Origin of the sequence: Pontibacter pudoricolor (assembly GCF_010092985.1) — a bacterium.
GTDB classification, from domain to species: domain Bacteria; phylum Bacteroidota; class Bacteroidia; order Cytophagales; family Hymenobacteraceae; genus Pontibacter; species Pontibacter pudoricolor.
Genome location: NZ_CP048106.1, coordinates 2,667,693 through 2,693,463, shown reverse-complemented (window position 1 = coordinate 2,693,463; position 25,771 = coordinate 2,667,693). Strand labels below are relative to the sequence as shown.

The window sequence follows — 25,771 nt, the reverse complement described above, 5'->3', positions numbered from 1 at the left end:
ACTTCTACCTTTTTTATGAGTGCTAACAAAGAATCCTGGGGCTCACGCGTGGGTCTCATTCTGGCCATGGCCGGTAATGCTGTTGGTCTCGGTAACTTTCTAAGGTTTCCGGTACAGGCTGTACAGAACGGTGGTGGCGCGTTTATCATCCCTTACTTAGTATGCTTTTTAGTAATGGGTATTCCACTGTTGTGGATCGAGTGGTCGATGGGCCGTTTCGGTGGTCGGTTTGGAAACCACTCTACGCCTTACATTGTGGATACCATGGGCAAACATCGCCTCTGGAAATACATTGGCGTATTCGGTATCTGGACAAATATTGCTGTAGCAGCCTATTACTGCTACATCGAGTCCTGGACGCTGTCTTATGTGGTGCACTCGGTACTCGGTACCTTTAATGGCATGGACCAGGAAGGAGTTGCCGCTTTCTTTAACACCTATGTAAGCATCGGCGAATCTACACTGGGTATTCCGCTGGAGGCCGTTGTGTTTTATGTGATCTGCTTGCTGCTGAATACCTGGATCCTGTCTCAGGGCCTGGCGGGTGGCGTGGAGCGTGTAGCCAAAGTAGGTATGCCGCTTCTGATCCTGTTTGGTATGTTCCTGGCCTACAAAGGCTTTACTATTACTGCCGGTGTGGACGGTGCCATTAACGACAGCTCTGTTGGTCTTAACTACCTCTGGACCCCGGACTATACACAACTATGGTCGCCAACTGTTTGGCTGGCAGCTGCCGGTCAGATCTTCTTTACCCTGTCAGTGGGTATGGGTACCATCCATTGCTACGCCTCTTATGTTAGATCTAAAGACGATATCGCGCTTAATGCCATGTCGGCTGGCTGGATGAACGAGTTTGTGGAAGTAGTACTGGGTGCCTCTATTCTGATCCCGATCTCCATCGGTTACCTGGGTATCGACCGTGTGACGGAACTGGTACAGTCTGGTGGCCTTGGTCTTGCCTTTAAAACCTTACCGTTCCTGTTTACGCAATGGGGCGAAGTGCTGGGCGCTGTTGCCGGCGTTATGTGGTTTGGTCTGTTGTTCTTTGCCGGTATCACGTCATCGCTGGCGATGGGTACGCCATGGATGGGCTTTATGCAGGATGAGTTCAACTGGAAACGTAAATCTGCTGCCTGGTCTTTTGGTCTGATCGTACTGGTTCTGGGTATGCCTACGGTACTGTTCTTCCACTATGGCGTGTTTGATGAATATGACTACTGGGCTGGTACGGTATCGCTGGTAGTGTTTGCCTTGTTCGAGTCTATCCTGTTTGCCTGGATATTCGGTATCGATAAAGGTTGGCGCGAGATCATGTCAGGTTCTGATATTAAAGTGCCAGGTATTTATAAGTTCATCATCAAATTTGTAACGCCGCTGCTTTTACTGTTTGTGTTTATTGGTGCGCTTATTACTCCGAAAGGAAATGACTGGGGAGCGGCATTAAGCGGTAACTGGGAACTGGACGACAGCTCTATCATTAAAAAACTGATGAACACCAGCCTTCATCGTCAGATAGCGGAAGCTACAGACCCAGCAATACTGGAGCACCTTCAGGATACACTGTTCTTCGTGAACGCATCGCGTATACTGCTGGTACTAGTATTCCTGAGCATTGCCGGCCTGGTATACATTGCGTATAAAAAGAGAGTTAGAGAAGGTAAAATTTAAGAACTTATGAATACATCCGCACTTGTTATTATGCTTCTTACCATGTTTATGGTAACTGCATTAACAGTATATTTTTTCTACAGAGTTTTAAATGCGCCACCAAAACCGGAGCCGGATTCGTATCTGGATAACGATGATGAGCCGGGACGGCAACCGATGGCATAGCATATGAGAAAACTAAAGCTCTGGATCCGTAACTACTTTGGCTTTTCGCAGCGTGAAGTAAACGGTTTTCTGTGGCTGATAACCATAATGGTGCTGCTTACGGCAGCACCATTTCTTTTTTCCAGGCTCTATAGTTCGAACCAGACTATAAGCGCCAACCCTGCAGACCAGCAATTGCTCGACAGTCTGGTAGCGCAGCTCGAGAAAGCGCCCGATACCTATAACCGAAGCCGGAAAACTATAGTCACAGTTCCGCTTTATAAATTTAACCCCAACACACTTACGCTGGAGCAATGGCAGGCTTTCGGGTTACCAAAATACCTGGGTCAGCGCATTTTAAACTATAGAAATAAAGTAGGAGACTTTGCTTACAGGGCAGAACTGGGCAAAATTTATGGCATGCCGGATTCTGTTTTCCAGCGACTTTATCCTTTTATAGATCTGCCTGAAACCAAACCTGACAACTATAGCCGCAAAGGGATAGGCAGCGGCCGGCCACGTCCTGCACCCGACTGGGAGAGCCGCCCTCGCGAACGCTTTGTGCTGGCACCCTTCAACATCAACACATCTGATACCACGCAACTTAAACAGATACGGGGCATTGGCAGCAAGCTATCTGCCCGAATTGTAAAGTACCGCGACAGGCTGGGCGGTTTTTATAGTTTGGAGCAGCTTCGCGAAGTGTATGGCCTGCAGCCCGAAGTGATTGACAGCCTGAACAAGTACACCTTTGTAGCAAAAGCACACACCCCGGCAAGAATTAACCTGAACACTGCAACTATAGATGAACTGCGCGCGCACCCCTACATGACCTCGAATCTGGCCCGCGCTATAGTTGCCTACCGCGAGCAGCACGGCCGCTTTGAAAGTGTGGAAGAGCTGAAACAGATTAAAATAATAAAGCCCGAACAGTACGAAAAGCTGAAGCCTTACCTGGGGTTGTGAAAAATATATATACCTATTGTTATATGTATTAACTTTAGAGTTCAAAACCAATTCCTATGAAAACTCTTACTTTTTTATTGACCAGCTTTGTGCTGAGCGCTTCGGTTTGTATGGCGCAGGTAGATACCGTGTATACGCACACGTCTAAAATCCCTTGTATTGTTAAAGAGATTACACCAGAGTTTGTTAAATATTCTTTACCAGGCGAGGAATTGATAAATACAGTTTATAAAAACACTATCCGGAAGATTGTATTCACGTCAGGGAGAGTTGAAGCGTTTACTCCATCAGCTCAATATAAAAAGGTAAATAACCTGCATGCGTTTGAGAATGTAACTTTAACACTTGGGGAAAACGAAGTAAACGGATTTCTGAAATTGGGAGAAGCCAGCTCTATAGCCCAGGGCAATACGATGTTCTCAGGATTAAATCAGGTAGAGGACCGGGCGCAAAAACGTCTTAAGATCTTTGCTGCTATGATGGGTGGGAATTTAGTCTATATCACACAGCAAAATGCTACAAAAGCAAGTGCTTGGGGTAGTACTAATGCTTATTATTCTAAACCTACAGAATCGTTCTTGACGGGTATGGTGTATACCACGCATGTGCCGGACATAGATAAGTTTAAAGCCAGAATAGGAAATAAAACAGAATTCAATGCCGTAGAAAGCGCCAGCTTCACAGGAACGACCACTTCCATACGCGTTTACCCCTCAAAAAGGACCCTGAAACTCAAAAGTATAAAAGAGGAAAACGGCTTACTAACTATAGAAGGTAACCTGGAAGGAGCCAGCAAATACAAAACGTTCAGAGTTGCTTCCTTTGATGAAGATTTTTTCTATATTTTCTACGAAGACAAAGGAACAGCTTATAATATTAAGATAAAGCTATAAGCAACACGTGTGTTCATAAATTAAAAACCCTGCAACTGTTCGCTGCAGGGTTTTTAATTTATGCCGTAAAAGCCTTGGCCTGAATAAATGTGTAAAAGAAAACCGCATTCGGGCTTTTGGCTACTACGTGCATTTCCTCTTTCACTTTGTCTGCCAGTTCAGCATCTACGTAGCCGGCTTCCAGTAATTGTGGCAATCCACTTAATAATAACTCTGTCCAGTAAGCGATCATTTCGGCGCGCTTGGCCGGGTTGCGGCTATCTAAGTGGAAAGTTTTAGGTTCGGTAGTGATACGCTGGTAGCCTACTGATTGCAGCAGGTTTCCTAATTTGCCTCCTACAAACGGGTCGCCGCCCATGTCGTATTGCAGATCGTTAAAACGCAGCCAGTACTGCAGCACGCTTGGTGAGTAAGGCTCCACAAAAAAGCTGGAGTTCAGTACTTCGGTAATCACGATGGGACTGCCTGGTTTCAGCACACGGCGTACTTCTGACAGCACTCTGGCCGGGTCAGGGATATGTTCCAGCACCCAGCACAGAAAAGCGCCATCAAATTCAGCCTGCGATGTAAAGCTCATGTCCATCGCATTTTCCTGCATCAGCTTAAAGCGGTCTTTGGCATAGGGCACCGACGACAGAAAATTCTGTGCCTGTTCTATCTGTTTGTCCGAGTAATCGATGCCGGTCAGGAATATATTTGGGAAGCGACGAAGCAGTATCTCCGATTGTGCGCCTACGCCACAGCCAACTTCCAGCAGGTTGGTTACCGTCGAGAGATCGATATCAGAGTATATCTTGTTCTCCATGAAACGGGCTTGTTTGTACAGGCGCTGCTGTTCTTCAGTGGAGTAGCCGTGCAGGTATTTTTCTTCGGATAGCTCGTGTGGTTTATCTGTCATAGTTTTATAGGCTTGAGATATGTAGCTGCTAAATTACGTTTAAAAGTATACTTTGGCGCAAAACTATAGTTGCTTAAAAAGTGATGTATAGGTTTTAGCGTTTCTTCGTCATCCCGGGCAAAGCCAAGGGTTCTTATGTGTTCTATAGTTTCTATTTTGTCATTTCGAACATTCCTGAGACGCGAGTCGAAGTGAGCCGGCGTAGCTGTGAGGGATTTTATATGTTCTATAGTTGCTTCTTTGTCATTTCGAACAACGTGAGAAATCTGAGTGCTATAGTTGACTGCTTTACTATTCAAACCAAGTCTTCATTTCATAGCCTTCTTCAATCCTGGGAGCTCTACTTGCCTATCGTTTCAAATTAGCTTTGGTGCCCTCACGGCCGGGAGGCCCCGTCTTCGGGCATCGCGCTGCGCGAATCTCTTTTGCTCGTACCTCGCAATGCCTGACGGCACCAGACATTCACAAGGCGCTCAACCCAAAGACTGAGATCAGTTCGATAGCTAAACTATAATTGACAGAGCTGCTATAGTTGCTTGGCTTTATCGTGGTTATAGTTCCGTAGGGACAGGTCGCGACCTGTCCGATCCTGGTCTGAACTATAGAACTATAGCTAAGCTTTAACTATAGCCGAAATTCCCCTCCTGGGAGGGGCAGGGGTGGGTTAAGACCGCAACTACAGAACTATAGCGTAAACTATAGCTTTGCAGAATCTTCCCCTTGAAGACAGGTGAGAACGGGAGTTCGGAACTTGCGAGCCAATCTCACAGGGTTGTTGAAACCCAAACTATAGAACGATGGCATAAACTATAGCGGTAGCCGAAATTCCCCTCCCGGGAGGGTAGGTTAAAACAGCAGCGATAAACTATATCGCAACTATAGTTACAGCCAATCCTCCAGCCACCAAGATTCTTGCAGGATGACAAATAGGAAAGAGAAGCAGTAGCAGAAAAGTCTCCCTTTGAAGGGTGTGATAAACGGGAACTATGAAGCTATAAAGTAAGACGATAGCAGGAACTGCGCAAACTGCCAGGTCTCAATCCTGAAAATCCATTAATCCTGATTCTGACTATAAACTATAGTTTACCAAACTTAAAACAGAAAGTAGTACCAACATCAACAGTAGAATCCACCGTTAATTTGATCCTGTGGAAGTGGGCGACGGTCTGTACAATAGGTAAACCTAACCCGTGACTTTCGTTGTCAGGGCCTTGCAGGCGTTTAAAGCGGTTAAAGATGTGTGGCAGATGTTCCTGGGGTATACCAACGCCGGTGTCGGTAACGCATAGTTCGTAGCCTTTGCCTTTTGGTGCGCCGCTTATCGTTATGCTTCCGTTTGGTTTATTATACTTTATGGCATTGCTCACCACATTGAACAGCATTGTAAACAGCAGCGAGTAATTAGCGTTTTGCAGCGTCCAGTCGTCTTCCAGGTCTACTTTCAGGGTTACTTCCTTTGCTTCGGCGCGGTCGGCAATTTCGTCTTTCACTTCGTTTACCAGGGCCGCTACACTTACTTCCTCGTTCTTCAGGTACTGCTCGTTCTCAATGCGGGATATCAGCAACAAAGCTTGGATGATGTTTTTTAGCCGGTGAAGCGTTTTCTGGTTATCAACTAACTTTACCAGCAGGTGTTCCGGCATTTCGGGGTCGGTAAGCAGGTTCTCCATTCGGTTCTGGAGGATAGAGATAGGCGTAAGCAGCTCATGCGATACGTTGCCGATAAACTCTTTTTCTTTCTGAAACGCGTCCTGCACCTGTCCCATCATGTCGTTAATGGCATTGTTGAGGTACAGGAAATCGGAAGTGGTGGTATTTATAGTTTTAGGTGTAAAAGTGCTGGGGTGGCCTATCTTTTTCAGGCGCCGGACTATAACGATAAGCGGCTGCAGCAGAATCTTGTTAAAAGCCAGGTCAATGAAAACGGTGATCAGTATTACAGCGGCCAGGAAGTAAAGCGCATATTGCTGCATGGTTTCTATGCTTTCCTGTATCGTATCTATACTTCTTCCGATCTCGAGCAGGTAATAATTGCCCTCTACTTCAAAGGTCAGGCTGAGTACGCGGTACTCTACAATCTCGTTCTCTACTTTGCGCAACGAGTTTTCAACCGTATCAACAACTATAGGTTCGGGTATCTGCTCAATCGAAATAAACTCTTCTTTCAGCAGGTTGTAGCTACCATAGGCTCCTTCGCTGCCTTCGGCTACAAAGTTACCGATGCCCTGGTTGCTGATGATTTCCAGTACACTGTCCTTTTTCTCGTTCAGGCGCTTGTCGGTATTTACGAGCGCCACGCGGTGTATAAGTGGCGGGAGCACCGCTATCAAAAGCAGTACCACCACTATTTTGGAAACAGCGCTGAAAAGGGTGAGTTTGGATTGCAGCCGCATACTATAACGTTAGCCTGTAGCCAACACCACGAACGGTTTCGATCCAGTCGGTAGGGGCGTGGGCTGAGAGCTTTTTGCGCAGGTTTTTAATATGTACGTCGATGTAGTTGGAGTCGTAATCATCTTCCAGGATGTTGCCCCAGATATGCTCTGTTAGCTGCAGGCGCGTCATGATGCGGTTTTTGTGCAGCAGCATGTAGTGCAGCAGGTCAAACTCCTTTTTGGTAAGCGAAATGTTTTGGTCATTATAACTCACGGTGCGGGCCGTACTATCCAGCTCAAACCCATGAAACGCATGTACCGACGACTTTACGTTGAATTTACGGCGCGACACGGCCTGCATGCGGGCCTGCAGTTCCAGCAAAGAGAAAGGTTTTGCCAGGTAATCATCGGCACCTAAACCAAGTCCTTTTACACGGTCTTCCAGTTCGCCACGGGCAGTAAGTATTATTACAGCAGGTTCATAATCGGTTTCGCGGGCTTCCTGCAACAGGTCTAGCCCGTCATAATCAGGCAAACCCAGGTCCAGTAATATAAAATCGTATCGGTTTACGGCTATGCGCTCAGAGGCATCTTCGCCGTTACAGGCCCAGTCGCATTTATAGTGTTCCTGCTTCAGGAAATGCATCAGCTCGGCAGCCAGGCCGGCTTCATCTTCTACAACCAGTACGTGCATAGTTTATAGTTATAGTTTAGAATGTATAGCTCGCTTTTACAGATACAAAGGATTTTGCCTCAGATTCGTCGCCTTCCAGTTTGTTAACCGGGATAGAATAACGGTAAGTCGGTTCCAGCTCAAAATTACCCAGCATTATAACCAATGGTACATACAAGTCATAGCTCAGCACCTGGAATTTATGCTTGGTTGTGGTGGTAGTGGTTGTTTTCGGGTTGTTACCTTTGCCGGGTGTAAGCACATCTTCAAACCAGTCGCCCAGTTCTTTTTTGCGCTCTACGGTGTAGGTTTCCGAAAACTCCTGCGTACCGCCGGTAATGCCAATTTTAGGGTCCAGGCCAACCGGGTTGCGGCCCTTCCAGATTGGGTTCAGGCCAATGTAGCGCGAGTTCTCGAACTGCACGATCAGGTCGTTACTCTCACCGAAAAAGTAACTGGTAGTAAGCGAACTATACAGGTATTTCCAGTCGAGGGTAGTGTTAAGGGAAGCGGCATTTTCAGTTACCGATTTTACCATGGGCGCATCCTCGCTGAAGAAAAAGCGGGAGTAGCTCAGGTTACCGGTCATGCGCTTGCTGATGGCAAAACTATAGCCCACCGAAAGGTCCGTCTCGTCGATATAGTCTTTGGTGTTGAAAAGCTGGTAGCTTGTAGCAGATGCCCAGAAGCCGGAGGCGTGCGCATAGGTTAACGTGGCAGCTGCATAAGGATATTGGGTGGCCGTGTTACGTCCGAAAAAAGACGAATTGTTGGCAGCTTCTATAGCGAAGTTCCAGGATGCTTTGCGGGTAACAGAATCTTCTGTTGTTTGGGCATGAGCAGAACCAACAAGCGCCCAAGCCAGCATTATCCACAAGTATAGTTGGTTTTTCATGAGTTTACTATATAAAACAGGACTCCCGGCATTACCGGAAGCCCTGCTCTGATATCTGATTTTCTTAGTTTTTACCTACTTTAACACCAACGCCTACTTTAGCACCGGTATTTACCTTTACAGGGGCGGCAACACCACCTTTTCTAAGCACTTTTATCGGGCGGCCAGCGCTTGCCGGACGGCCAGCAGTTACACGTGCAGCACTTTTTACATCAGCACCAGCTGCAGCTTCTACTTTGGTTGGCTTATCCTGGCGCTTGGCTGTGGCAACTTCTTTAACAGCCTGGCCTGTAGTAGTTACAGTGGCATCTACACCTTTAGCTGTTTCAGAAACAGTTTTGCCGTGTGTATCCTTCTGAGTTTTTACTTCTTTGGCAGCTTTCTCTTTTGTCTGCTTTGCTTTTTTGTCGCCTTGCTCGGTTTGGGCATCAATGGTAGTGGCAACATTTGCTTCAGTTTCAACGGCAGCGTCTACCGATGTTTCGGTGGTTGCTTTTGCATTGGCAGCAGCAACTTCGCTGATGGCTTCGCCTTTTGCTCTACCACCTGCAACTACTGTCTGAGCAAGTTGAGATACTTCCTGGCCGTGGTTGTCAGCTTTTGTTTTCGCTTCGGCGCCTGTCTCTACAGTAGTTTCTATAGTTGACTCACCTGTTGCTTTCACCTTAGCTTTGTTTTTCTTGGCTTCTTTTTTTGCTTCGCGCTCTGCTTTTTTCAGGTCCTTTTTTGCTTTGGCTTCCGCTTTTGCTTCGGCCCTGGCAGTTGCATCGGCTTTTGTTGCCACTTCGCTTACCAGCGCACCTTTTGTAGATGACTCGGCGGTTGTAACAGAAGTTGCTGTTCCGCTTACGGCAGCGCCATGCGTATCGGCTTTTACTTTGCCGTTGGCTTTTGTAGTTGATTTAACATCAGTTGAAGAAGTTTGGGCGAATGTAGTTGCTGCACTCAGGACAGCTATAGCTACTAATGTTAGTTTTTTCATTTTCGTTTTGTCGTTTTAATAAGATTATGTGTCAAAACTATAATGTCAAGATGAAGACAAAATGAAGAAATGCTTTTTTTGAAAAATTTTTAAAATATTTTTTTCAGGTCGCCCAAACTATAGTTACTCCAATGGTTTTGTCAGGTCGAAGTCTGCCTGGTAACGCATTTTGCCGTCGCGCTTTAAAATGTAGCTGAATGTTTTTCCGTCGGGGCTGATGGCCATGGTCCATTCGTTGGTAGCGGCGGCAGGTAATAATTCGGCCGTGTAAGTATCAGCAGGAAAGCGTTGCTGTAACGCATCAGGCGCCTGAGCAGAAATTCCACCATACATTGTTACTTCGTCCGGGGTTCCATCTTCGTGGCGATGATCGTGTTTTAATTGCAGGCCTTCGGGCACGTTGGTAAGCACCCAGGTACGGGATCGGTCTTCGCCCACAGTAAACGGAATGCGGGTTTCGGTATCGCTACAGGTTTGTATGTGCATTACAAGCGCCTTACCAGCAAACGGGTCGGTGCCATCCGAAGGGAATATAGTTGTGCCGGCGAAAGATTTGCCGCAGTGTGCAGCCAGTAAACCCTGAAAAGTTTTTGCAGATGATGAGGCAGGAGTTTTTAAAGTTCCGCAACCGGCAAGTAGAACTATAGCTAATAGAAATGTGATGAATCGGATCATAAGAAGGTTAGGTTAAAGCACAGACAAAACTCCAGGCAAATTAGCTAATTGTTTCCGGATCGGGAAAAGCCTTTTGGTTTTGTAGCTATAGATAGGGCACAACATGTTTATAGTTTCTGAATTTTAGAAAGGCCAACGTTAGTTTTGTAAGCTATTTGGATTGTTGTTGAAAACTCCAAAAATGGTGTGATAACTTGCTGTTTCGGACATCCCTGTCCGGAACTATAACTGCTGCGGACTTCCCTGTCCGCGTAAAAGGCTGATCTACGGGGACAAGGATGTCCCTGGCAGAGTGCTTTCGGACTTGGAAGTCCGAAAGAGCATTAAGCAGCGTTCGGATGGGTAAATGGGAAACTATAGTTGTACAATTTTTTCGGCGGCTTTGGCTACTACCAGTTTTTCGGATTTAAAAGCAAGCAGTTGCTGTGCTTCGTTAATTTCTACCCAGCGGGCTTCGTTTACTTCCCAGTCGTGGTCCTGTATGTTGCCGGAACTATAGCGGAGCAGGTAAAAATATACAAACTTATGGAAGCGCACGCGCTGGCTGCCTTTGTCGCCTACGTACCAGTATTCAATCTTCTCGAGTTGTTCCAGCAGTTCGGTTTGCAGGCCGGCCTCTTCCCGTACTTCGCGTACCGCGGTTACTTCAGGTGTTTCGCCGGGGTCTACAATGCCTTTGGGTAATTGCCATCGGTTATCCTTCCCTACAGCAATTAAGGCTACTTCTATAGTTGCCTCAGTTTTACGGTAAGCCACACCACCCGCCGATACCTGGTCTACGACAGGTAGTTTTGGTTTGCTTCCGGTGGGTTCAGGGCTTTCTTCCAACGCAACTATAGTTTATTTTACAGGCGCAGGCTTTTTCTGCTGTTCGCTCAGCCACTGCAGGCTGGGGTTATAGGCCATGTCGTGCACGCCATAGTACAACACTAAATCTACTAATCCGGAGTGTTTAGTATACAATACCTTCGGGTCTTTGGGGCCGAAATACTTGCTCGGGCCATCACTTACCATTTCTTTCGGCACTTCCTTGTTTATCACCAGCGAGTCCATCTGCCACTGCGGTATCCGGTCTGCAGAATCAACGAGCATGTTAAACGCCCTAACCGAATGGTCTGGTGGTACCAGCACATCTATCGTTCCGTGGGCTAAAAACACCGGTATGCCTTTGGCATTTTGAAGGTAAGAGCTTGGGCTTCGGCGAAGGCACTCTGCAGCGGCAGCGGTGCCGGGGAGAGGAACGCCGCCACAGGCTGTAACTATGTGGCGGTTATAATCGCGGTGCGGGTAATTCTGGCTGAATTTATACCAGTCAACCAGGTTAAAAACCGGGACCCAGGCTACCACGCCAGCCCAGATATCCGGGTGTTTTCCGGCTGTAACCAGCGCCGTCATAGCTCCGCCCGATGAGCCAACAATATAAATCCTGGATGTGTCGATGTTGGCGCTTCCTTTTGAGAAGTTTACGGCATCAACAATGTCCTGTATGGCCACGTCAGATGCCATAGCTTCAGGCTGTTTAAAAGCGCCACGGTAATTTGGTTGTATAAAAACCCAGTCGTTCAGTTTGGCCCAAAGGGCATATGGTATGCTTACCACCTGCAAATATTCGCTGCTCCAGCTGTGGAGCACTACCAGTAAAGGTTTTTTTTCAGATGATCCGGAATCGTAGAATAAGGCAGGTTGTTTTTTGCCGTCTATAGTGGAGGTAATAGCTACTTTTTGTATTTCGGGGATCTTTTTTTCCCAGTCTGCCAGGCTTTCATCCGCTACTTTACCGGGGTATTGTTTGGTGGTAGTGTATTGGTCCAGGCGATCGCCTTTTTGGTATATTTTTTTGTTTTTATTCCTGTTGCAGGCAGTAGCAAATGCCAGCAGTAAAATTACAATCAGGCAATAGGTAAACTTATACTTTTGCAACGTCAGGGTGTGCATGTAGCAGGTTGTAACTATAAAAGGAGACTAGTTAAAACTGAATTTAGTATGATTTGTTGCGTATTACAGGGCAGGTCCCTTAAAAATATCTGCAAATGTAAACTTCTTTTTAAGATTACAGCGCGATGATGCATAAACCTGCGTTACCATCTATAGCCAAAAGCTGCTAACTTGCCTTTAACCTTACAGCATCTATAGTTGATGAGAAACATCCTGAAGAACTACCGACGCAGGCTCCTGAACCTGAGCTCCGGCAACAAAGCTTTGCTGCTGCTGCGCCTGCAAAAGGAGTTGCACCTGGATGTGGAATCGCTGGATTTTATAGTTGGCCAGCCGGCTTTTTCTATAGTTGAGAAACTGGCTTCAGGAGCAAAGAAAATAGTTCTTAGTCCGGTTACTGATAGCCGTTATGAGCCCGTTGCAGCTATCAGCAAACGCCTGCGCTACATAAAACGCCGCACCGACATGATACTGGAGGAGCGGGGCAGCGAAGAACTATACATTGGATGGCCGTTTGTGCACGGCATGTTTGCCGATGGTACGGCAGTGCGTTGTCCGCTTTTTTTATACCCCGTTGCGCTGCAGGTAAATGCTGCCCAGGAGTGGGAACTAGTGCAAAGCACTGCCCAGCCGCCCCGTTTTAACCAGAGCTTTTTACTGGCCTACGCACACTATAACGGGGCTCCTTTACCCGAGAATCTGCTGGAGCTGGATGTAAGCACCTTGCCCACGCATGCCCTGGAATTCCGGACGCAGGTTTACGAATTGTTGAAGTCAGAGCAACTGGCCATACACGCCGGCCGCGATTTTTTTACCGATAAACTGAAGCCTTTCCGGGACTATAAAAAAGCAGACTACGAAGACGGTCTGAAACCGGGCCAGCTTTACCTGGAGCAGGAAGCCGTACTGGGAATTTACCCGCAAGCCGCCTCGTACCTGTTAGCCGATTACGACGCCCTGCTGGAGCGCGAAGATCTGCAGACGATGGAAGACCTGTTTGCGACTCCTGAGATTCCAGTGCAGGCTGCGCAGGCGCAGCATACCTTCACCGTTTTTAAAATGGATGCGTCGCAGGAGGCCGCCCTGCAGCAGGTAAAACAAGGAAAGTCTATTGTAGTGCAGGGGCCGCCGGGTACCGGTAAATCGCAGCTCATCTGTAACCTTGTTTCGGATTTTACGGCCCGTGGCAAAAAGGTATTGGTGGTAAGCCAGAAAAGAGCTGCCCTGGATGTAGTGCACAAGCGTTTGTCTGAAGAAGGTCTTGGCGAATTTGCTGCGCTGGTGCACGACATTAACGCCGACCGCAAAAACATTTTCCAGCAACTGCAACTACAGATAGACCAATTGCCGGAGTATAAAAAGCAGAACCTGGCGCTCAACAGCATCTACACCGACCGCACGTTTCTGGAAGTGAGCCGTGGCATAAACCGCTGCGTAGACAAGCTGGAACAATTTAAGGCTGCTCTGTTTGATACAAGTCTTTGTGGCTGGTCGGCCAAAGAGCTTTACCTGCGCAGCAATCTGCAGGAGCCGCATCTTTCCCTGTTATCCAACTATAAATTTTTTACTGCAACTATAGCAGCCGGGTTTCTGCCACGCCTTCGCCAGTTTCTGCAGCAGGCTATCGTTTATGATCAGCCTGATTTCACGTGGAAAAACAGGCATAGCTTTAAGAACTATGGCTGGCCGCAACGCCAGGAACTGGAGCAAACTATAACCCAACTGCCGGAACAATACGCAGCCCTACAGCAAAAAGTAAGTGAGCTAAGCGGCTTTAAATTTGAGCTGGATGATCTGGAAAAGTATAAACTGTCGCTGCCAACTATAACTGAAATTCAAGGGCTTTTGGAGCACGGGGATGTACTGGGAACGTTAACGCAAATCATTAAAAGCAACTCCAAAGAACTCGCGCTGCAGGTACAGCAACTAAAAGAACTCTACCTGGTTTGCCCGGCTCCGGATGCTGCCCTCAATGCCACTGACATTCAAACTATAAAGCAGGCTATAGCTAGGTTTGAGGAACAACAAAACAACATATTTAAAACCATAAGCTGGGCGTTCTCATCAGATAAAAAAGTGCTGAAACAGGCGCTGGCAAACTATAAACTCGAGCTAAATGTAGGGGGCGTAGGGGAGCTGCAGCGCAGGATTACATTGCGTGAGCAGGCTGTAATTCTGATGCAGGCCATCAATAAAACTATAGCTACCAACCTGAAAATAGAAGCGCAACCGAACCAGATTTTAGAACAGGTAGCAACTATAGAAAAAGCCCTGCAGGCTCAGAAACTACTGAAAAAACTGCACCGCGAGAAAGTACTTCATGAAAAGCTGTTACCAACTATAGAGCTGCCGCAGCACCTGCAAACGGTAACGCAAACTATAACGGAGCTACAGGCAAACTATAGTCACTGGCTTAAATGGCTGACCGAAACCCAGGTGAAACTACTGCTTGCGGTTAGTAACTATAAACCGGCTTTACTGAAGGATTTGTCAGAACATTTTGAGCAGTTGGTGGCGCACGATGCGTTGGCTGCTTCTTTTACCGATGCCGAGCGTGAAGTAGCGCAACTGCTTTTATCGCAACCTATAGTTTCTGCTACCCAGGGCGAGCAACTTTTCCTGAACAGTTTATACCTGGCCTGGCTCCACGAAATCGAGAACCAGCACCCGGAACTGCGCATGGCGTCGAGTGGCGAACTGGAAAACCTGGAAACTGAACTGCAGCACTTATTGAACGAAAAACAGCGGCTTAGCCAGGAAATTGTGCTGTCGAAGTTGCGGGAACAGACCTATGCCGATATGGAGTTTAACCGCCTGGGCAATGCGGTAACGTATCGCAGGTTGCAGGCGCAGGTCAGTAAAAAACGAAGCCTTTACCCAATCCGCAAATTATTTTCGCTGTTCCCGGATGAGATACTGAACCTGGTGCCGTGCTGGCTGGCTTCTCCTGAAACGGTATCGGCGGTGCTGCCACTGGAGCGCTGTTTTGATGTAGTGATCTTTGATGAGGCCTCGCAGTGTTTTGCCGAAACCGGAATACCGGCCATGTTGCGCGGCGCTCAGGTGGTAGTAGCCGGCGATGAACAGCAGCTCAAACCATCGGACCTTTACCGTGCCCGCTGGAGCGATACCGCCGACGAAGAAGTGGAAGAATTATCTGCCGAATCGTTGCTGCAGTTGTGTAGTTTGTACCTGCCGCAAACCATGCTTACACAGCATTACCGCAGCCATTTCCCGGAACTTATCGAATTCTCAAACCAACACTTCTATCGCAGCAAACTCGAACTGATACCTGACCTGCAGGAACTGAACGCATCGAAACCTGCTATAGCTTACCTAAAAGTAAACGGGCTTTGGCAAAACAACAGCAACTTGCCCGAAGCTGAAAAAGTGGTGGAACTGGTGTTGGATTTACTTCAGCAGGGGCAGCAGGATGTGGGGGTGATCACGTTCAACTATAACCAGCAAATGCTGGTGCAGGACTTGCTGGAAGAGCGCGCGCAAGAGCAAACGATAGTTCTGCCGCCAACTGTGCTGGTTAAAAATATTGAGAACATGCAGGGCGATGAAAAGGATGTGATCATACTTTCGGTGGGATATGCGCCTGATGAGAAAGGCCGCTTTGCCATGCAGTTCGGTAGCCTGAACCAGGCCGGCGGCGAGAACAGGTTAAACGTAGCGGTTACCAGGGCCAAGCGCAAAATTATAGTTGTAGCCAGCATAATCCCGGAGCAACTGCACGTAGAGTATACCCAGCACCATGGCCCGAAACTGCTGAAACAATACCTGCACTATGCGCGGCAGGTGAGCCAGGGCAATTTTACGTATCAGCCGCACTTACAGCCTATGCCCACACAGATTCCGTTGCTGAAAGAGAAACTGGCAGGAGCAATTCCGGCACTGCAGCCAGGGGTGCCGTTCGCAGATCTTACGTTATTTACCAACCGCAACTATAAAGCCGCCATCCTTACCGACGATGACCTGTACTATAGTCACGTATCGGTGAGGCATTCGCATGCCGATGTGCCGCAGTTATTGCAGCAACGCCACTGGCCTTACAAAAAAGTATACAGCCGCCAGTTCTGGGCCGATAAGGATAAAGTCTTCCTTGCACTGGAAGAGTTGTAATCTGACTCTAATCCGTAGTCATTAATCAATCTTAAAAGTATTAGCCGGGATGCTCATCAAGCTTTTTACCTTTTATGTTTACCTGCAAACTGCCCTTTGCGGCTGCGGCCCGGACAGGCGAAACAGCGATTTTGAACGTCTCCGGAAAGACTACACCGTAACGATAGATAAGATTGGGAAACTGGACATCCAGATCAAAGAAAGCTCCGGCCTTGCCCGTGTCACCGACTCCACTTTTATAACGCACCCCGATGGTGGTTCGGCACCTGAACTGTACCTGTTTAACCTGAAAGGCGAACTGCTGCAAACTATACCGGTGCCTATAGTTAATAAAGATTGGGAAGATATTGCCCAGGATGAAAAAGGTAATTTGTATGTCGGTGATTTCGGGAATAATGCCAACCAGCGCCGCGACCTTACGATCTATAGTTTAGACAAAACCAGCTGGCAGGTAACCGATACGTTAGCCTTCAGTTTTGCAGACCAGACCGAGTTTCCGCCACCACGCAGCCGCCAGCATTACGACCTCGAAGCGTTCTTTTATCACTCTGATTCGCTTTACCTGTTTACGAAAAGCCGCGCACTTAAAAGCATCACACAGCTATATAAACTCCCGGTTTCAGGGGATAGGCAAACTATAGTTCCTGCCGAAAAGTTGAGAGTAAAATCTCCGATAACGGCCGCAGATGTGATGTCGGATACTAACCAGTTTGCTTTGCTGGGCTATGGCCGTTTATACCTGTTTAAGCCCGGTTCAGAAACTATAAGCTTTGATGGGAAACGTTACTGTTTGCCGGTTGGCAGAACCGGTCAGGCCGAGGCGGTCCTTTTTTTATCACCGGAACAGCTGCTGATCACGAACGAAAAAGGCAAGCTATACCTGGTAACACTTCGGCCTAAACAAACGGCAAACCGGTAACCATAGCAACTATAGCCTGTTGATCTTTCATCCTGAAAAGCTGCTGTATCGTAACTATAGCTACAGACCAAAAGCAGATACTTATGCAGCAAACGATATTAGTTACAGGTGCTACAGGCACAGTGGGCAGAGAAGTGGTAAAACAGCTTTCGATGCTTGACGGGATACGGGTAAGAGCAGGAGTGCACTCCGTAATAAAAGGCGAAAACCTGCGCCGACTACCCGATGTGGAAGTTGTTGAAATGGAGTTTACAGACCCCGGCTCGCTACACGCTGCCTTTACCCATGCCGATAAAGTTTTCCTGGTAACGCCGTTCTCTGAAGGGCAGGTTGAGATGGCCAGAAAGCTGGTTGATGAAGCAAAAAAGACCGGTGTAAAGCACATCGTAAAATTATCAGCGCTGGGAGCCGGAGCAAAAGATGCGATACAGCTCTGCCGTTGGCACCGCGAAATAGAACGCTACATAGAACAGAGCGGCATACCGTATACCTTCCTGCGGGCAGCGTCTTTTATGCAGAATTTCGAGAACTATAGCGCACCAACTATAAAATCGGAAGGAAAGATTTACATGCCGGCCGGCGAAGGAAAAGTGTCTTACATAGATGCCCGCGACATAGCCGCCGTAGCCATAGCTGTACTGACAGGCGATGGACACGAAAGTAAAATTTATGACCTGACCGGCCCCGAAGCTATATCAGTTGGCGAAGTAGCCGCTACCATAAGCTTAGTAACAGGCAAGCAGGTAGATTTTGTTGATGTGCCTGAAGAAGCAGCTATGCAAAGCATGCAACAACAGGAAATGCCGGACTGGATGATACATGCCTTACTGGAACTATACGGGCAGCAACGTGCCGGCAATTCTGATTTGGTAACCAATTGTGTTGAAGAACTTACAGGCCGCAAGCCACACAACTTCAGGCAGTTTGTAAAAGAGTATAAAGAGTGTTTTGTGTAAGACTTTACAACTATAATCAGGCAAACAAAAAGCCACTCCTGATCAGGAGTGGCTTTTTCTATAGTTTACTAATCAATACGATTAATAGTCGATTTCAGGATTACGATAACGGTCGCTGCGGCGTGTTTCATAATGATCGCTGTTGCGGTCCTGGCTACGGCCCTGCTGTCCGCTGTTGCCATAATCGCTAAAGTTCTCGCGTGAGGAAGAACCGCGGTTGTCGCTGTAGTAAGAAGTGCTGCTATCCATAGAACCATAACGGCTCTGGTCACCGCCACGGCCTCCTTGCTCATAGCCGCCTTCTCTGTAACCGCCCTGGCTGCCTCTGCCCTGCGATGATGAACCATAGCCACCCTGGCTTGAGCTACCAGAACCGTAACCATAACCACCGCTCATGCCGCGGCTATAGTTGCTGTCGCCGTAGCCGCCCTGGCTGCCTTGCGAGCTTCCACGCGAAGAGCCATATCCACCTTGTCCGTAATCGCCTTGCGAGCCACTACGACCCGAAGATGAACCATAGCCGCCCTGGCCATAATCGCTGCCCTGCGAACCTTGGCGGGATGAACGGTACTCATCGTTATACGAGCCGCCTCTTGAGCCATAACCACCCTGTGAGCCATAGCCACCCTGCATAGAGCGCTGTGAATCCCAGCCTCTCTGTGAGCCGCGGTCATCTCTGTCGTACTCGCTCATTCCTCTTGACGAACCGTAGCCCATGGAACCATAACGATCTGAATCGCGCTCGTGTGAACCATGACCACCCTGAGAAGAGGAACTGCCGTAGCCACCCTGCATGCCTGATCTGGTTGATCCTGAGCCTGACATGCCGGAACCATAGCCTCCCTGGCCGCTGCCATATCCACCCTGCGATGAACCGTAGCCGCCTTGCGAGCCATGTTGTGAGCCGCCACGACCTGAAGATGAACCATAGCTACCCTGTGAAGAAGAGCGATAGTCTGAATCACGGTCCGAACTATAGCCACCCTGTGAGGATCCGTAACCGCCCTGGCCGCTTCTCTGTCCCTGAGATGAGCCATATCCACCCTGGCTGCCCATACCCGAAGAACTCTGTCCGCCATATCCGCTTTGCGAAGAGGAACCATAGTTAGAACGGCTTTCGCCTCTTGTAGCATTGTAGCTGCCCATGCCGCCCTGGTCGTTCATTACACCATAGCCGCCCTGCTCGTCGCCTTCTCTGTCAGAGTAGCCGCCTTGTGCGCCGCTATAGCTGCCATAAGAACCCTGCGAATAAGTATCCTGGCTTCTTACGCGGTTGCCTTCCATACCGCCCTGGTTGCCATAGTTGTAGCCACCCTGGCTGCCCCAGTTCTCAGAACCTGAGCCACGCTGTGAGCCATAACTACCCTGGCTACCATAACCGCCCTGCTGCGAACTTCCGCCGCGCTGCTGCGAACCATAATCGCCCTGGTAACCGTAGCCGCTCTGGCCACCATAGTTGCCGTGCTGCGAGCCATAGCCATAACCGCCCTGCGAGCCATATCCACTTTGCTGGCCACTCTGCGAACCATAGTTACCCTGATTGCCATAGTTGCCTTGAGATGATGATCCGAAGTCGCCTTCATAACCATAGTTGCTTTCGCCACCCTGCTGCTGCGAGCTGCCTGTGCTCATAGAGCCGTAGCCGCCCATACCAGATTCGCCTGACTGGCCTGAGCCGGATGAAGTTGAACCTGACGTAGAGCTTTTGCCTGATTTAGAAGAAGTAGACTTGGCTTTGGTACTTGTGCCTGATTTGGCTTTAGCAGATGTAGAACCGGAGCCGGTTGAAGTTGATTTGCTGCTTTTGCCTGAAGTAGTTGATTGAGATGGAAGGTTTGAGCCTGATAAGCTTGATCCTGAAGAGCCTGAACCGGATTTTGAACTTGATCCTGAACTTGATCCGGAGCCAGAACCAGATCTTGAACTGGATCCTAATCCTGAACCTGAACTTAATCCTGAGCTACCTGAGCTACTGCCCATTCCTGTATTGTTACCCATCGATGATGAGTCAGAAGAACCTGATGTGCTACCCGACATGCTGCCGGATGATTGATTTTTCTCGTTGTCTTTCATAGTTAAAATCTCCTGGATTTATATAGTTAAAAATAGGAACGTTTTAAGCAGATGCTGGAACAGTGTTGCTTTTCCGGCATCGGCTTTGATTTCTGATTCACTTTGTAAGCAGTGTTTTGGAGTGCTCATTTTAGTGTAACAGAACGTTTTAGCTATACGAGCTTAGTGTAACATGGTTATTGCTATATGGCAATAGAAGCGTTTGAAATAGGCTTTTAAACAGATGCTGCCAGGTGTTGGCCGGAGATAGGGAAGGGTAGGTACAAAAATTTTTTCGAAAATATTTTAAAAATAAATTAATGGAATATCGCGTGTATTTGTTGGTGTTTGTTACCTTTACGCCAATTAATTAAATTCATTATCATGCAAACAGGTAAAGTAAAATTCTTTAACGTATCAAAAGGTTTCGGATTCATCATCGCTGACGATACAAATCAGGAAATCTTCGTTCATCAGACAGGCCTTACTCACGAGATCCGTGAGAACGACCGTGTGTCTTATGAAGTTAAAGACGGAAAAAAAGGATTGAATGCTATTAACGTAGAGAGAATCTAAGTTATAAAATATAATTAGCCTTCGGGCTCATTCATCTATTTTAGCCCGCTCAGGTAACTGAGCGGGTTTTTTATTTGCCTTTCATTTTTTCGCGGTTCTTTTCTTCGCCCTTCTCCAGCCCTTCCTGAATCAGCTCGTTTGCTTCCTGGTGGTCCTCTGGTTTAGCTACCGGCACATCCTGCTCTTCTTCGCGCTCAGGCTCATAGTTCAGGGTTATGCTTATCGGGAAGTGATCGGAGCCAAATTTATCCATACGGCGCAGGCGCAGCAACCTGAAAGCAGGGTCGTAAAAAACATGATCGAGGGGATAGCGAAACATTGGAATGTGTGCGTTGTAGGTATTAAAAAACCCACGGCCAACACGTGGGTCCAGCAGGCCGCTTATCTGCTTAAACAACTTCGTGGTACTCGACCAGGCCACATCATTCAGGTCGCCGGCAACTACCGATGGCACTTTGGTTTTCTTTACCATTTTAGCAACCAGCAACAGTTCTGCTTCGCGGGTTTCGGTATCCTTCATCAGGCGCGGCGGCTGTGGGTGCACCGTATACAGATCAAATTTTTCACCGCTCTCTAATTCAACTACTGTGTAAAAAGAGGGAATCTCGTCTTCCACTAAAAAGCGTACTTCGCTGTTCGAAAGTTTCAGCCTGCTAAACAGCATCATGCCATACGTGTTATCAAGCGGCTTTTTTATACTATACGGGTAGCGCTTATCAAGCTCTTTGCGAACGCTTTCATGCCAGGCTTCATCGGGTTCGTTCATTACTAGAATGTCCGGGTGCTCATGGAGTACCAGTTTCAGAAAGTCCTGGTGCTTTTTGTTTACCATGCGCACGTTGGCGATCATCATGGTAAAGGCATTGGCAGGTTTTGGTTTTTCTGAGCGGAGCGCTTCTACTCGGGCCAGCGGTGTAAAATAGTAAATGTACCTAACCTGGTTCAGGATGGCTATCACCCAAAGCGCAATCATCACGATCTCGGAGGTAGTCCAGGTGGCGTATTGTAAACTATAGGCTGCAACTATAACCGCTAATATTACGGCTATATGCAGCCTCGGAAAGTCCAGTATTCTTACCCACCACCACGGCACCTTCAGGAAAGGCAGAAAAGAAAATAAAGTAAACGTAAATCCAAGTATGATAAGGGTAAGCTCCATGGTGCTGCGTAGGTTATTTATGCTTTTAATGGTAAACTATAGTTTAGTGTGGTATACTACGCAGCAGGTTTTTTTTTGATTAAGTGATAAAAAGAAAGTCCCCGTTACAGGCCAATGCTGCACCGGGGACTTTCTGATATGATAAAATTATTTTATTTTTTTGCCACTCTTATGCCTACGGCCTGTATGTGCGGCAGCGGGTCGCGGCGCATATACTGCGTTAATTTAAGCTTGTAAATGCCGGCCTTCGGAAAGGTAACATTACTCAGAATAACCTGCTGCAGATCAAACGTGTCTGACGATCCCTTGCCAAGCGGCTTGCCTGTTTTAGAATCCATCAGCAGTATTTCGTGCAGTTTTTTGGATAGCTGTTTTCCATCCGGCCCGGTTAGCTCATGCTGCAGGTACAGGTTATAAAAATCGTATTCCAGGCCATACCGCAGATTCACGAAAACATCATGCTTCTGGGTGGTATCTTTTACTTCAAATTCAAAAACAGGCGCGTTATCTATAGCCCAGTTATTTTCCGGCAGGTCTATGTTTTGTTCATAAACACGTGCCTGGTCGCAGGAGGAGAGCAGTAATAAGAAAGCTGCTGCCCAGCAAACAAGGGTCTTATACATTGGTGTCTGGTTTATTCTGATCCGGTCTTTTTCCCCGGAACGGTTTTCTGGAACGATGCTTTTTGGGATGCTGGCCTTCCTGCCCCGGCTGCTGTGCCTGAGAAGGCCTGTCACCGCCTTCGCGTGGTGCTCTTGGCTCACGGGTTGGTCTTGGCCTGTTCTCACGTTCACCACGAATACCTTCACGTTCTTTGCGTTCACCACGCTCACGGTTTCCACGATCGCGGTTTGCCTGTTCAGGGCGGTTGCCTTCGCGCGGTGCTCTTGGTTCACGATTATCGCGTTCGGCACGCGGCTCACGGTTTTCAGGCGCACCTTCGCGGTTGCGGTTCCTGTTGTCGGGGCGTGGCCCACGGTTGCGGCGTTGTTCACCTTCGCGCGGCTCCATTTCCGATCTTGGCTTTCTCTCAGGTCCCTGCATCGGAGCGGCTTCTGCCTGTGCAGCATCACTTCCGAGAGCACCTTTCTTTTTCTTCTTCTTTTTCTTTTTGGCCTTATACTTATCGTCAAGGCGTTCCAGGTTACCTTCTACCTGCGCCACAAACTCGTTCTGCTTCGGTTCTTCTTCAACCACTACAGCCAGTGATTCTACGGCAATACCTTTTGCGTTCAGTTCCAGTATTTCCTGCACACGTTGTACCGGTACCGGGTACCAGTTATTATCGCCTTTAAAACCGAACCACATCATCTTTTTAAAGATGTCTGTCTTCTGCAGAAAAGCGTCGCCGTTCTGTGTCTGCAGCGGGCGGTTTACAGTAGGGATATCCTTCAGCGCTTCCATGTAGGTTTCCAGCTCGTAGTTCAGGCAGCATTTCAGGCGGCCACACTGCCCCGAAAGTTTACTTGGGTTAAGCGAGAGGTTCTGGTAACGCGCCGCTGTAGTAGATACGCTTTTAAAATCGGTGAGCCAGGTAGAGCAGCATAGTTCACGACCACATGAGCCAATACCACCTAAGCGGCCAGCTTCGTGGCGAAGACTGATCTGGCGCATCTCGATCCGTACTTTAAATTCTTCCGCCAGCTTTTTGATCAGGTCCCTGAAGTCAACGCGGTCATCGGCAGAGTAGTAGAACGTCGCCTTGCTTTTGTCCGCCTGGTACTCCACATCCGACAGTTTCATGCGCAGGCTCAGCTGCTGAATAATCTCGCGGGAGCGGTACATGGCACCACCTTCCAGGTCACGGACTTCGTTGAATTTCTCCATGTCCTGCTCGGTGGCAATGCGGTAAATGCTGCGGATCTCTTCGTTGTTGTCAACTTTTTTCTTCAGCATCTGCAGACGTACGAGCTCGCCCTTAAGCGATACAAAACCAATGTGATGGCCGTTTGGCACATCCACAACCACGGCGTCGCCGGTTGTTAAATCTAGTCTGTTGGTATTACGATAGAAGTCCTTGCGGCCTCCTTTAAATCTTATTTCTACAATGTCAAACTCCTCAAACGACACGGGAATTTCCATATCGCTGAGCCAGTCGAACACATTTAAACGGTTACAGCCTCCTGTGCTGCAGCCGCCGTTGCTTTTGCAGCCGCCAACAACCTCTGTGCCATCTGCACTGGTTTTTTTGGTGCCGCATCCGCCACTGGAACATGAATTACAACCCACTTTTAATCTCCTTATATAGCTATGTTAATCCTTGTTTTCTATTCTGGTAATTAACAAATATACTAATTTTTTGTGCTAATGCTGTAGCGGTCCATGAAAAGTGCCGGGACCTGCCTGACGATAAACCTGATACGGATTACAAAAATACAGGCTACATGCTTGTTGCTGGAATTTAAACTATAATTTTAAGCAATGCTTCGGAAACTACTGTCACATGCGGTAATTTATGGTTTAGCGGCCCAGGCTCCACGGTTGGCAGGCGTGCTGGCCCTCCCGATCATTACCCGCTACCTTACACCCGCCGATTATGGTGTGGCCGGTATAGTTACAGCATACGTTTCGGTGTTTACAATGCTGCTTACCCTGGGCCTGTCGGTGGTAATGATGAACAGCTTTGCCAGGCAGCCGCAACGCTACCCCTGGGTATGGCGTCAGCTAAATGGCTTTGTAACGATATGGTCGCTGGTTTATGGGTCGCTGGTTATAGTTGCCTTGTACTTTCTAGTCCCGGAAGAGGGCGCTGCGCATCGGCTGGAGATTGCATTGCTGGCGGGGCTGCCGATCATGTTGTTTACCATGACCGAACTGCAAAGTAACATATACTTCCAGCTATCGCAGAAACCTTTGCCGCTGGCCTTTCGCTCGTTTATAGTTGGAGCCCTTGGAGTTGCCCTAAATATTTATACCATAGCTTACCTCGGGCTTGGGTTCAGAGGGTGGTTTTATGCCGGTTTCATATCGGTGGGTGTGGGGTTTCTGCTGAACAGCTACCATGTATATATCCGGCAAAAGCTCTGGCCTATCTTTAATTTTAAATGGAGCCGGATTAAAAGTTCATTGAGAATATCCCTGCCGGTAATACCCCATAACCTGGCCAATTTTATGCTGGATACGTCGGATAAGCTGGTGCTTAATATATTGCATGTGCCTGTGCAGCGGATTGGTTTATACAACGTGGCCTCCAGTTTTGGTACTTATTTTTTGCTGGCCTCCATGGCTGTTACGCAGGCGGCATCGCCTTTTTACCTTACCTACCTGGCGCAGCAAAAAGATAGAGCAGCAGCATTGCAGGTCCGGCACCTTACGTTTGCGTTACTGGCCTTGTTTTTATTTGCCACCACCTTAGGCAGCCTTTGGATGCGGGAGATATTTATAGTTCTGATAAAAAACGAAGCATTGCAGCAGGCTTACCCCTTAGCGATCATTATTCTGATGGGGTATAATTACAGACCGATGTACCTGGCCGTTATGAATACGCTCACCTACCGGGAGCACACCAACAAACTATGGCGGCTTTCGGTAGTAGCAGGTGTAGGTAATGTGTTGCTCAACTTTATACTTGTACCGATCTTTGGATACCAGGCAGCTGCTTACACCACTTTTGCGGCACTCATGTACATGGGCTATTCCGGCTTTTACATAAGAGCTTATAAAGATTCTTCGTTAGTTCCGTATTACCCTATGGCGTGGATGGCATTAACCGTTTTGTTGCTGTTCGTAGTTTACGAACTGGCTGCCATGGCCATTATGGTTAAAGTTATAGTTACAGCTATAGCAGGCGTTGGGGCTATAGTTGCAGCTATCCTTTACCGGAGAAACCTGAAATTGCAATTATAAACCTTTGGCGTTCTGACAGCTCTTACATCTA

At 47.9% G+C, this 25,771-nt stretch carries 22 protein-coding genes; 9 read left to right on the top strand and 13 right to left on the bottom strand.

Annotated features, from left to right (window positions below):
• Positions 1-15 precede the first annotated feature (15 nt).
• The 4 genes from GSQ66_RS11510 to GSQ66_RS11500 are packed head-to-tail and all read left to right on the top strand — an operon-like array spanning position 16 to position 3,671.
• Positions 16-1,668, top strand: coding sequence for a sodium-dependent transporter (locus tag GSQ66_RS11510; RefSeq protein ID WP_162427608.1), 1,653 nt, complete (start codon positions 16-18; stop codon positions 1,666-1,668).
• Positions 1,669-1,674: 6 nt separating this feature from the next.
• Positions 1,675-1,833: a hypothetical protein gene (locus tag GSQ66_RS18815; RefSeq protein WP_202923343.1), complete on the top strand. Its 159-nt coding sequence runs from the start codon at positions 1,675-1,677 to the stop codon at positions 1,831-1,833.
• A 3-nt stretch (positions 1,834-1,836) separates the two neighbouring features.
• Entirely contained in the window at positions 1,837-2,778 is a 942-nt protein-coding gene (locus GSQ66_RS11505) for a helix-hairpin-helix domain-containing protein (protein WP_162427607.1), read from the top strand.
• A 56-nt stretch (positions 2,779-2,834) separates the two neighbouring features.
• Complete coding sequence (locus GSQ66_RS11500) at positions 2,835-3,671, top strand: DUF4156 domain-containing protein (RefSeq protein ID WP_162427606.1); 837 nt, start codon at positions 2,835-2,837, stop codon at positions 3,669-3,671.
• Between the two features lie 58 nt (positions 3,672-3,729).
• On the opposite strand, the gene GSQ66_RS11495 is transcribed toward GSQ66_RS11500, so the two are convergent.
• The 9 genes from GSQ66_RS11495 to GSQ66_RS11455 all read right to left on the bottom strand — a co-directional run bounded on the left by GSQ66_RS11495 (position 3,730) and on the right by GSQ66_RS11455 (position 12,104).
• Positions 3,730-4,569 (bottom strand): class I SAM-dependent methyltransferase, encoded by an 840-nt coding sequence (locus tag GSQ66_RS11495; protein WP_162427605.1) that lies wholly within the window; start codon positions 4,567-4,569, stop codon positions 3,730-3,732.
• Positions 4,566-4,868, bottom strand: coding sequence for a hypothetical protein (locus GSQ66_RS11490; RefSeq protein ID WP_162427604.1), 303 nt, complete (start codon positions 4,866-4,868; stop codon positions 4,566-4,568). The genes GSQ66_RS11495 and GSQ66_RS11490 overlap by 4 nt, the downstream gene beginning before the upstream one ends.
• 777 nt (positions 4,869-5,645) lie before the next feature.
• The gene (locus GSQ66_RS11485; protein ID WP_162427603.1) at positions 5,646-6,962 is read right to left on the bottom strand and encodes a sensor histidine kinase; all 1,317 of its coding nucleotides are present in this window, start codon (positions 6,960-6,962) and stop codon (positions 5,646-5,648) included.
• Position 6,963: 1 nt separating this feature from the next.
• Positions 6,964-7,638: a response regulator transcription factor gene (locus GSQ66_RS11480; protein ID WP_162427602.1), complete on the bottom strand. Its 675-nt coding sequence runs from the start codon at positions 7,636-7,638 to the stop codon at positions 6,964-6,966.
• A gap of 16 nt (positions 7,639-7,654) precedes the next feature.
• A complete protein-coding gene (locus GSQ66_RS11475) occupies positions 7,655-8,512 on the bottom strand; it encodes a TorF family putative porin (RefSeq protein WP_162427601.1) in 858 nt (285 codons plus the stop codon).
• Between the two features lie 64 nt (positions 8,513-8,576).
• The gene (locus tag GSQ66_RS11470) at positions 8,577-9,494 is read right to left on the bottom strand and encodes a hypothetical protein (RefSeq protein WP_162427600.1); all 918 of its coding nucleotides are present in this window, start codon (positions 9,492-9,494) and stop codon (positions 8,577-8,579) included.
• 123 nt (positions 9,495-9,617) lie between these two features.
• On the bottom strand, positions 9,618-10,169 hold the full coding sequence (locus tag GSQ66_RS11465; RefSeq protein ID WP_162427599.1) for a hypothetical protein: 552 nt from the start codon (positions 10,167-10,169) through the stop codon (positions 9,618-9,620).
• A 354-nt stretch (positions 10,170-10,523) separates the two neighbouring features.
• The gene (locus tag GSQ66_RS11460; RefSeq protein WP_162427598.1) at positions 10,524-10,997 is read right to left on the bottom strand and encodes an NUDIX hydrolase; all 474 of its coding nucleotides are present in this window, start codon (positions 10,995-10,997) and stop codon (positions 10,524-10,526) included.
• A gap of 12 nt (positions 10,998-11,009) precedes the next feature.
• Entirely contained in the window at positions 11,010-12,104 is a 1,095-nt protein-coding gene (locus tag GSQ66_RS11455) for an alpha/beta hydrolase family protein (RefSeq protein ID WP_238395654.1), read from the bottom strand.
• A gap of 201 nt (positions 12,105-12,305) precedes the next feature.
• On the opposite strand from GSQ66_RS11455, the gene GSQ66_RS11450 reads away from it, so the two are divergent.
• From GSQ66_RS11450 to GSQ66_RS11440, 3 genes are all read left to right on the top strand, one after another.
• Positions 12,306-16,232 (top strand): AAA domain-containing protein, encoded by a 3,927-nt coding sequence (locus GSQ66_RS11450; RefSeq protein ID WP_162427597.1) that lies wholly within the window; start codon positions 12,306-12,308, stop codon positions 16,230-16,232.
• A 49-nt stretch (positions 16,233-16,281) separates the two neighbouring features.
• On the top strand, positions 16,282-17,151 hold the full coding sequence (locus tag GSQ66_RS11445) for an NHL repeat-containing protein (RefSeq protein ID WP_162427596.1): 870 nt from the start codon (positions 16,282-16,284) through the stop codon (positions 17,149-17,151).
• Positions 17,152-17,234: 83 nt separating this feature from the next.
• Positions 17,235-18,107, top strand: a complete 873-nt coding sequence (locus tag GSQ66_RS11440) for an SDR family oxidoreductase (protein ID WP_162427595.1) — start codon at positions 17,235-17,237, stop codon at positions 18,105-18,107.
• Positions 18,108-18,188: 81 nt separating this feature from the next.
• On the opposite strand, the gene GSQ66_RS11435 is transcribed toward GSQ66_RS11440, so the two are convergent.
• Positions 18,189-20,180, bottom strand: coding sequence for a hypothetical protein (locus GSQ66_RS11435; protein ID WP_202923342.1), 1,992 nt, complete (start codon positions 20,178-20,180; stop codon positions 18,189-18,191).
• A 363-nt stretch (positions 20,181-20,543) separates the two neighbouring features.
• On the opposite strand from GSQ66_RS11435, the gene GSQ66_RS11430 reads away from it, so the two are divergent.
• Entirely contained in the window at positions 20,544-20,735 is a 192-nt protein-coding gene (locus GSQ66_RS11430; protein ID WP_162347658.1) for a cold-shock protein, read from the top strand.
• A gap of 70 nt (positions 20,736-20,805) precedes the next feature.
• On the opposite strand, the gene GSQ66_RS11425 is transcribed toward GSQ66_RS11430, so the two are convergent.
• From GSQ66_RS11425 to ricT, 3 genes are all read right to left on the bottom strand, one after another.
• Positions 20,806-21,894, bottom strand: coding sequence for an endonuclease/exonuclease/phosphatase family protein (locus GSQ66_RS11425; protein WP_162427594.1), 1,089 nt, complete (start codon positions 21,892-21,894; stop codon positions 20,806-20,808).
• A gap of 152 nt (positions 21,895-22,046) precedes the next feature.
• The gene (locus tag GSQ66_RS11420) at positions 22,047-22,517 is read right to left on the bottom strand and encodes a gliding motility lipoprotein GldH (protein ID WP_162427593.1); all 471 of its coding nucleotides are present in this window, start codon (positions 22,515-22,517) and stop codon (positions 22,047-22,049) included.
• Entirely contained in the window at positions 22,510-24,123 is a 1,614-nt protein-coding gene (ricT, locus tag GSQ66_RS11415) for a PSP1 domain-containing protein (protein ID WP_202923341.1), read from the bottom strand. The genes GSQ66_RS11420 and ricT overlap by 8 nt, the downstream gene beginning before the upstream one ends.
• Before the next feature lie 192 nt (positions 24,124-24,315).
• Between ricT and GSQ66_RS11410 the strand changes: the two genes are divergently transcribed.
• On the top strand, positions 24,316-25,740 hold the full coding sequence (locus GSQ66_RS11410; RefSeq protein WP_162427592.1) for a lipopolysaccharide biosynthesis protein: 1,425 nt from the start codon (positions 24,316-24,318) through the stop codon (positions 25,738-25,740).
• Positions 25,741-25,771 lie beyond the last annotated feature (31 nt).

Coding starts and splice junctions, on each gene's coding strand:
- GSQ66_RS11450 (WP_162427597.1), top strand. CDS start 12,306: ATGAGAAACATCCTGAAGAACTACCGACGCAGGCTCCTGAACCTGAGC.
- GSQ66_RS11480 (WP_162427602.1), bottom strand. CDS start 7,638: ATGCACGTACTGGTTGTAGAAGATGAAGCCGGCCTGGCTGCCGAGCTG.
- GSQ66_RS11470 (WP_162427600.1), bottom strand. CDS start 9,494: ATGAAAAAACTAACATTAGTAGCTATAGCTGTCCTGAGTGCAGCAACT.
- GSQ66_RS18815 (WP_202923343.1), top strand. CDS start 1,675: ATGAATACATCCGCACTTGTTATTATGCTTCTTACCATGTTTATGGTA.
- GSQ66_RS11485 (WP_162427603.1), bottom strand. CDS start 6,962: ATGCGGCTGCAATCCAAACTCACCCTTTTCAGCGCTGTTTCCAAAATA.
- GSQ66_RS11495 (WP_162427605.1), bottom strand. CDS start 4,569: ATGACAGATAAACCACACGAGCTATCCGAAGAAAAATACCTGCACGGC.
- GSQ66_RS11455 (WP_238395654.1), bottom strand. CDS start 12,104: ATGCACACCCTGACGTTGCAAAAGTATAAGTTTACCTATTGCCTGATT.
- GSQ66_RS11410 (WP_162427592.1), top strand. CDS start 24,316: ATGCTTCGGAAACTACTGTCACATGCGGTAATTTATGGTTTAGCGGCC.
- GSQ66_RS11500 (WP_162427606.1), top strand. CDS start 2,835: ATGAAAACTCTTACTTTTTTATTGACCAGCTTTGTGCTGAGCGCTTCG.
- GSQ66_RS11505 (WP_162427607.1), top strand. CDS start 1,837: ATGAGAAAACTAAAGCTCTGGATCCGTAACTACTTTGGCTTTTCGCAG.
- GSQ66_RS11475 (WP_162427601.1), bottom strand. CDS start 8,512: ATGAAAAACCAACTATACTTGTGGATAATGCTGGCTTGGGCGCTTGTT.
- GSQ66_RS11510 (WP_162427608.1), top strand. CDS start 16: ATGAGTGCTAACAAAGAATCCTGGGGCTCACGCGTGGGTCTCATTCTG.
- GSQ66_RS11465 (WP_162427599.1), bottom strand. CDS start 10,169: ATGATCCGATTCATCACATTTCTATTAGCTATAGTTCTACTTGCCGGT.
- GSQ66_RS11440 (WP_162427595.1), top strand. CDS start 17,235: ATGCAGCAAACGATATTAGTTACAGGTGCTACAGGCACAGTGGGCAGA.
- GSQ66_RS11435 (WP_202923342.1), bottom strand. CDS start 20,180: ATGAAAGACAACGAGAAAAATCAATCATCCGGCAGCATGTCGGGTAGC.
- GSQ66_RS11425 (WP_162427594.1), bottom strand. CDS start 21,894: ATGGAGCTTACCCTTATCATACTTGGATTTACGTTTACTTTATTTTCT.
- GSQ66_RS11420 (WP_162427593.1), bottom strand. CDS start 22,517: ATGTATAAGACCCTTGTTTGCTGGGCAGCAGCTTTCTTATTACTGCTC.
- GSQ66_RS11445 (WP_162427596.1), top strand. CDS start 16,282: ATGCTCATCAAGCTTTTTACCTTTTATGTTTACCTGCAAACTGCCCTT.
- GSQ66_RS11430 (WP_162347658.1), top strand. CDS start 20,544: ATGCAAACAGGTAAAGTAAAATTCTTTAACGTATCAAAAGGTTTCGGA.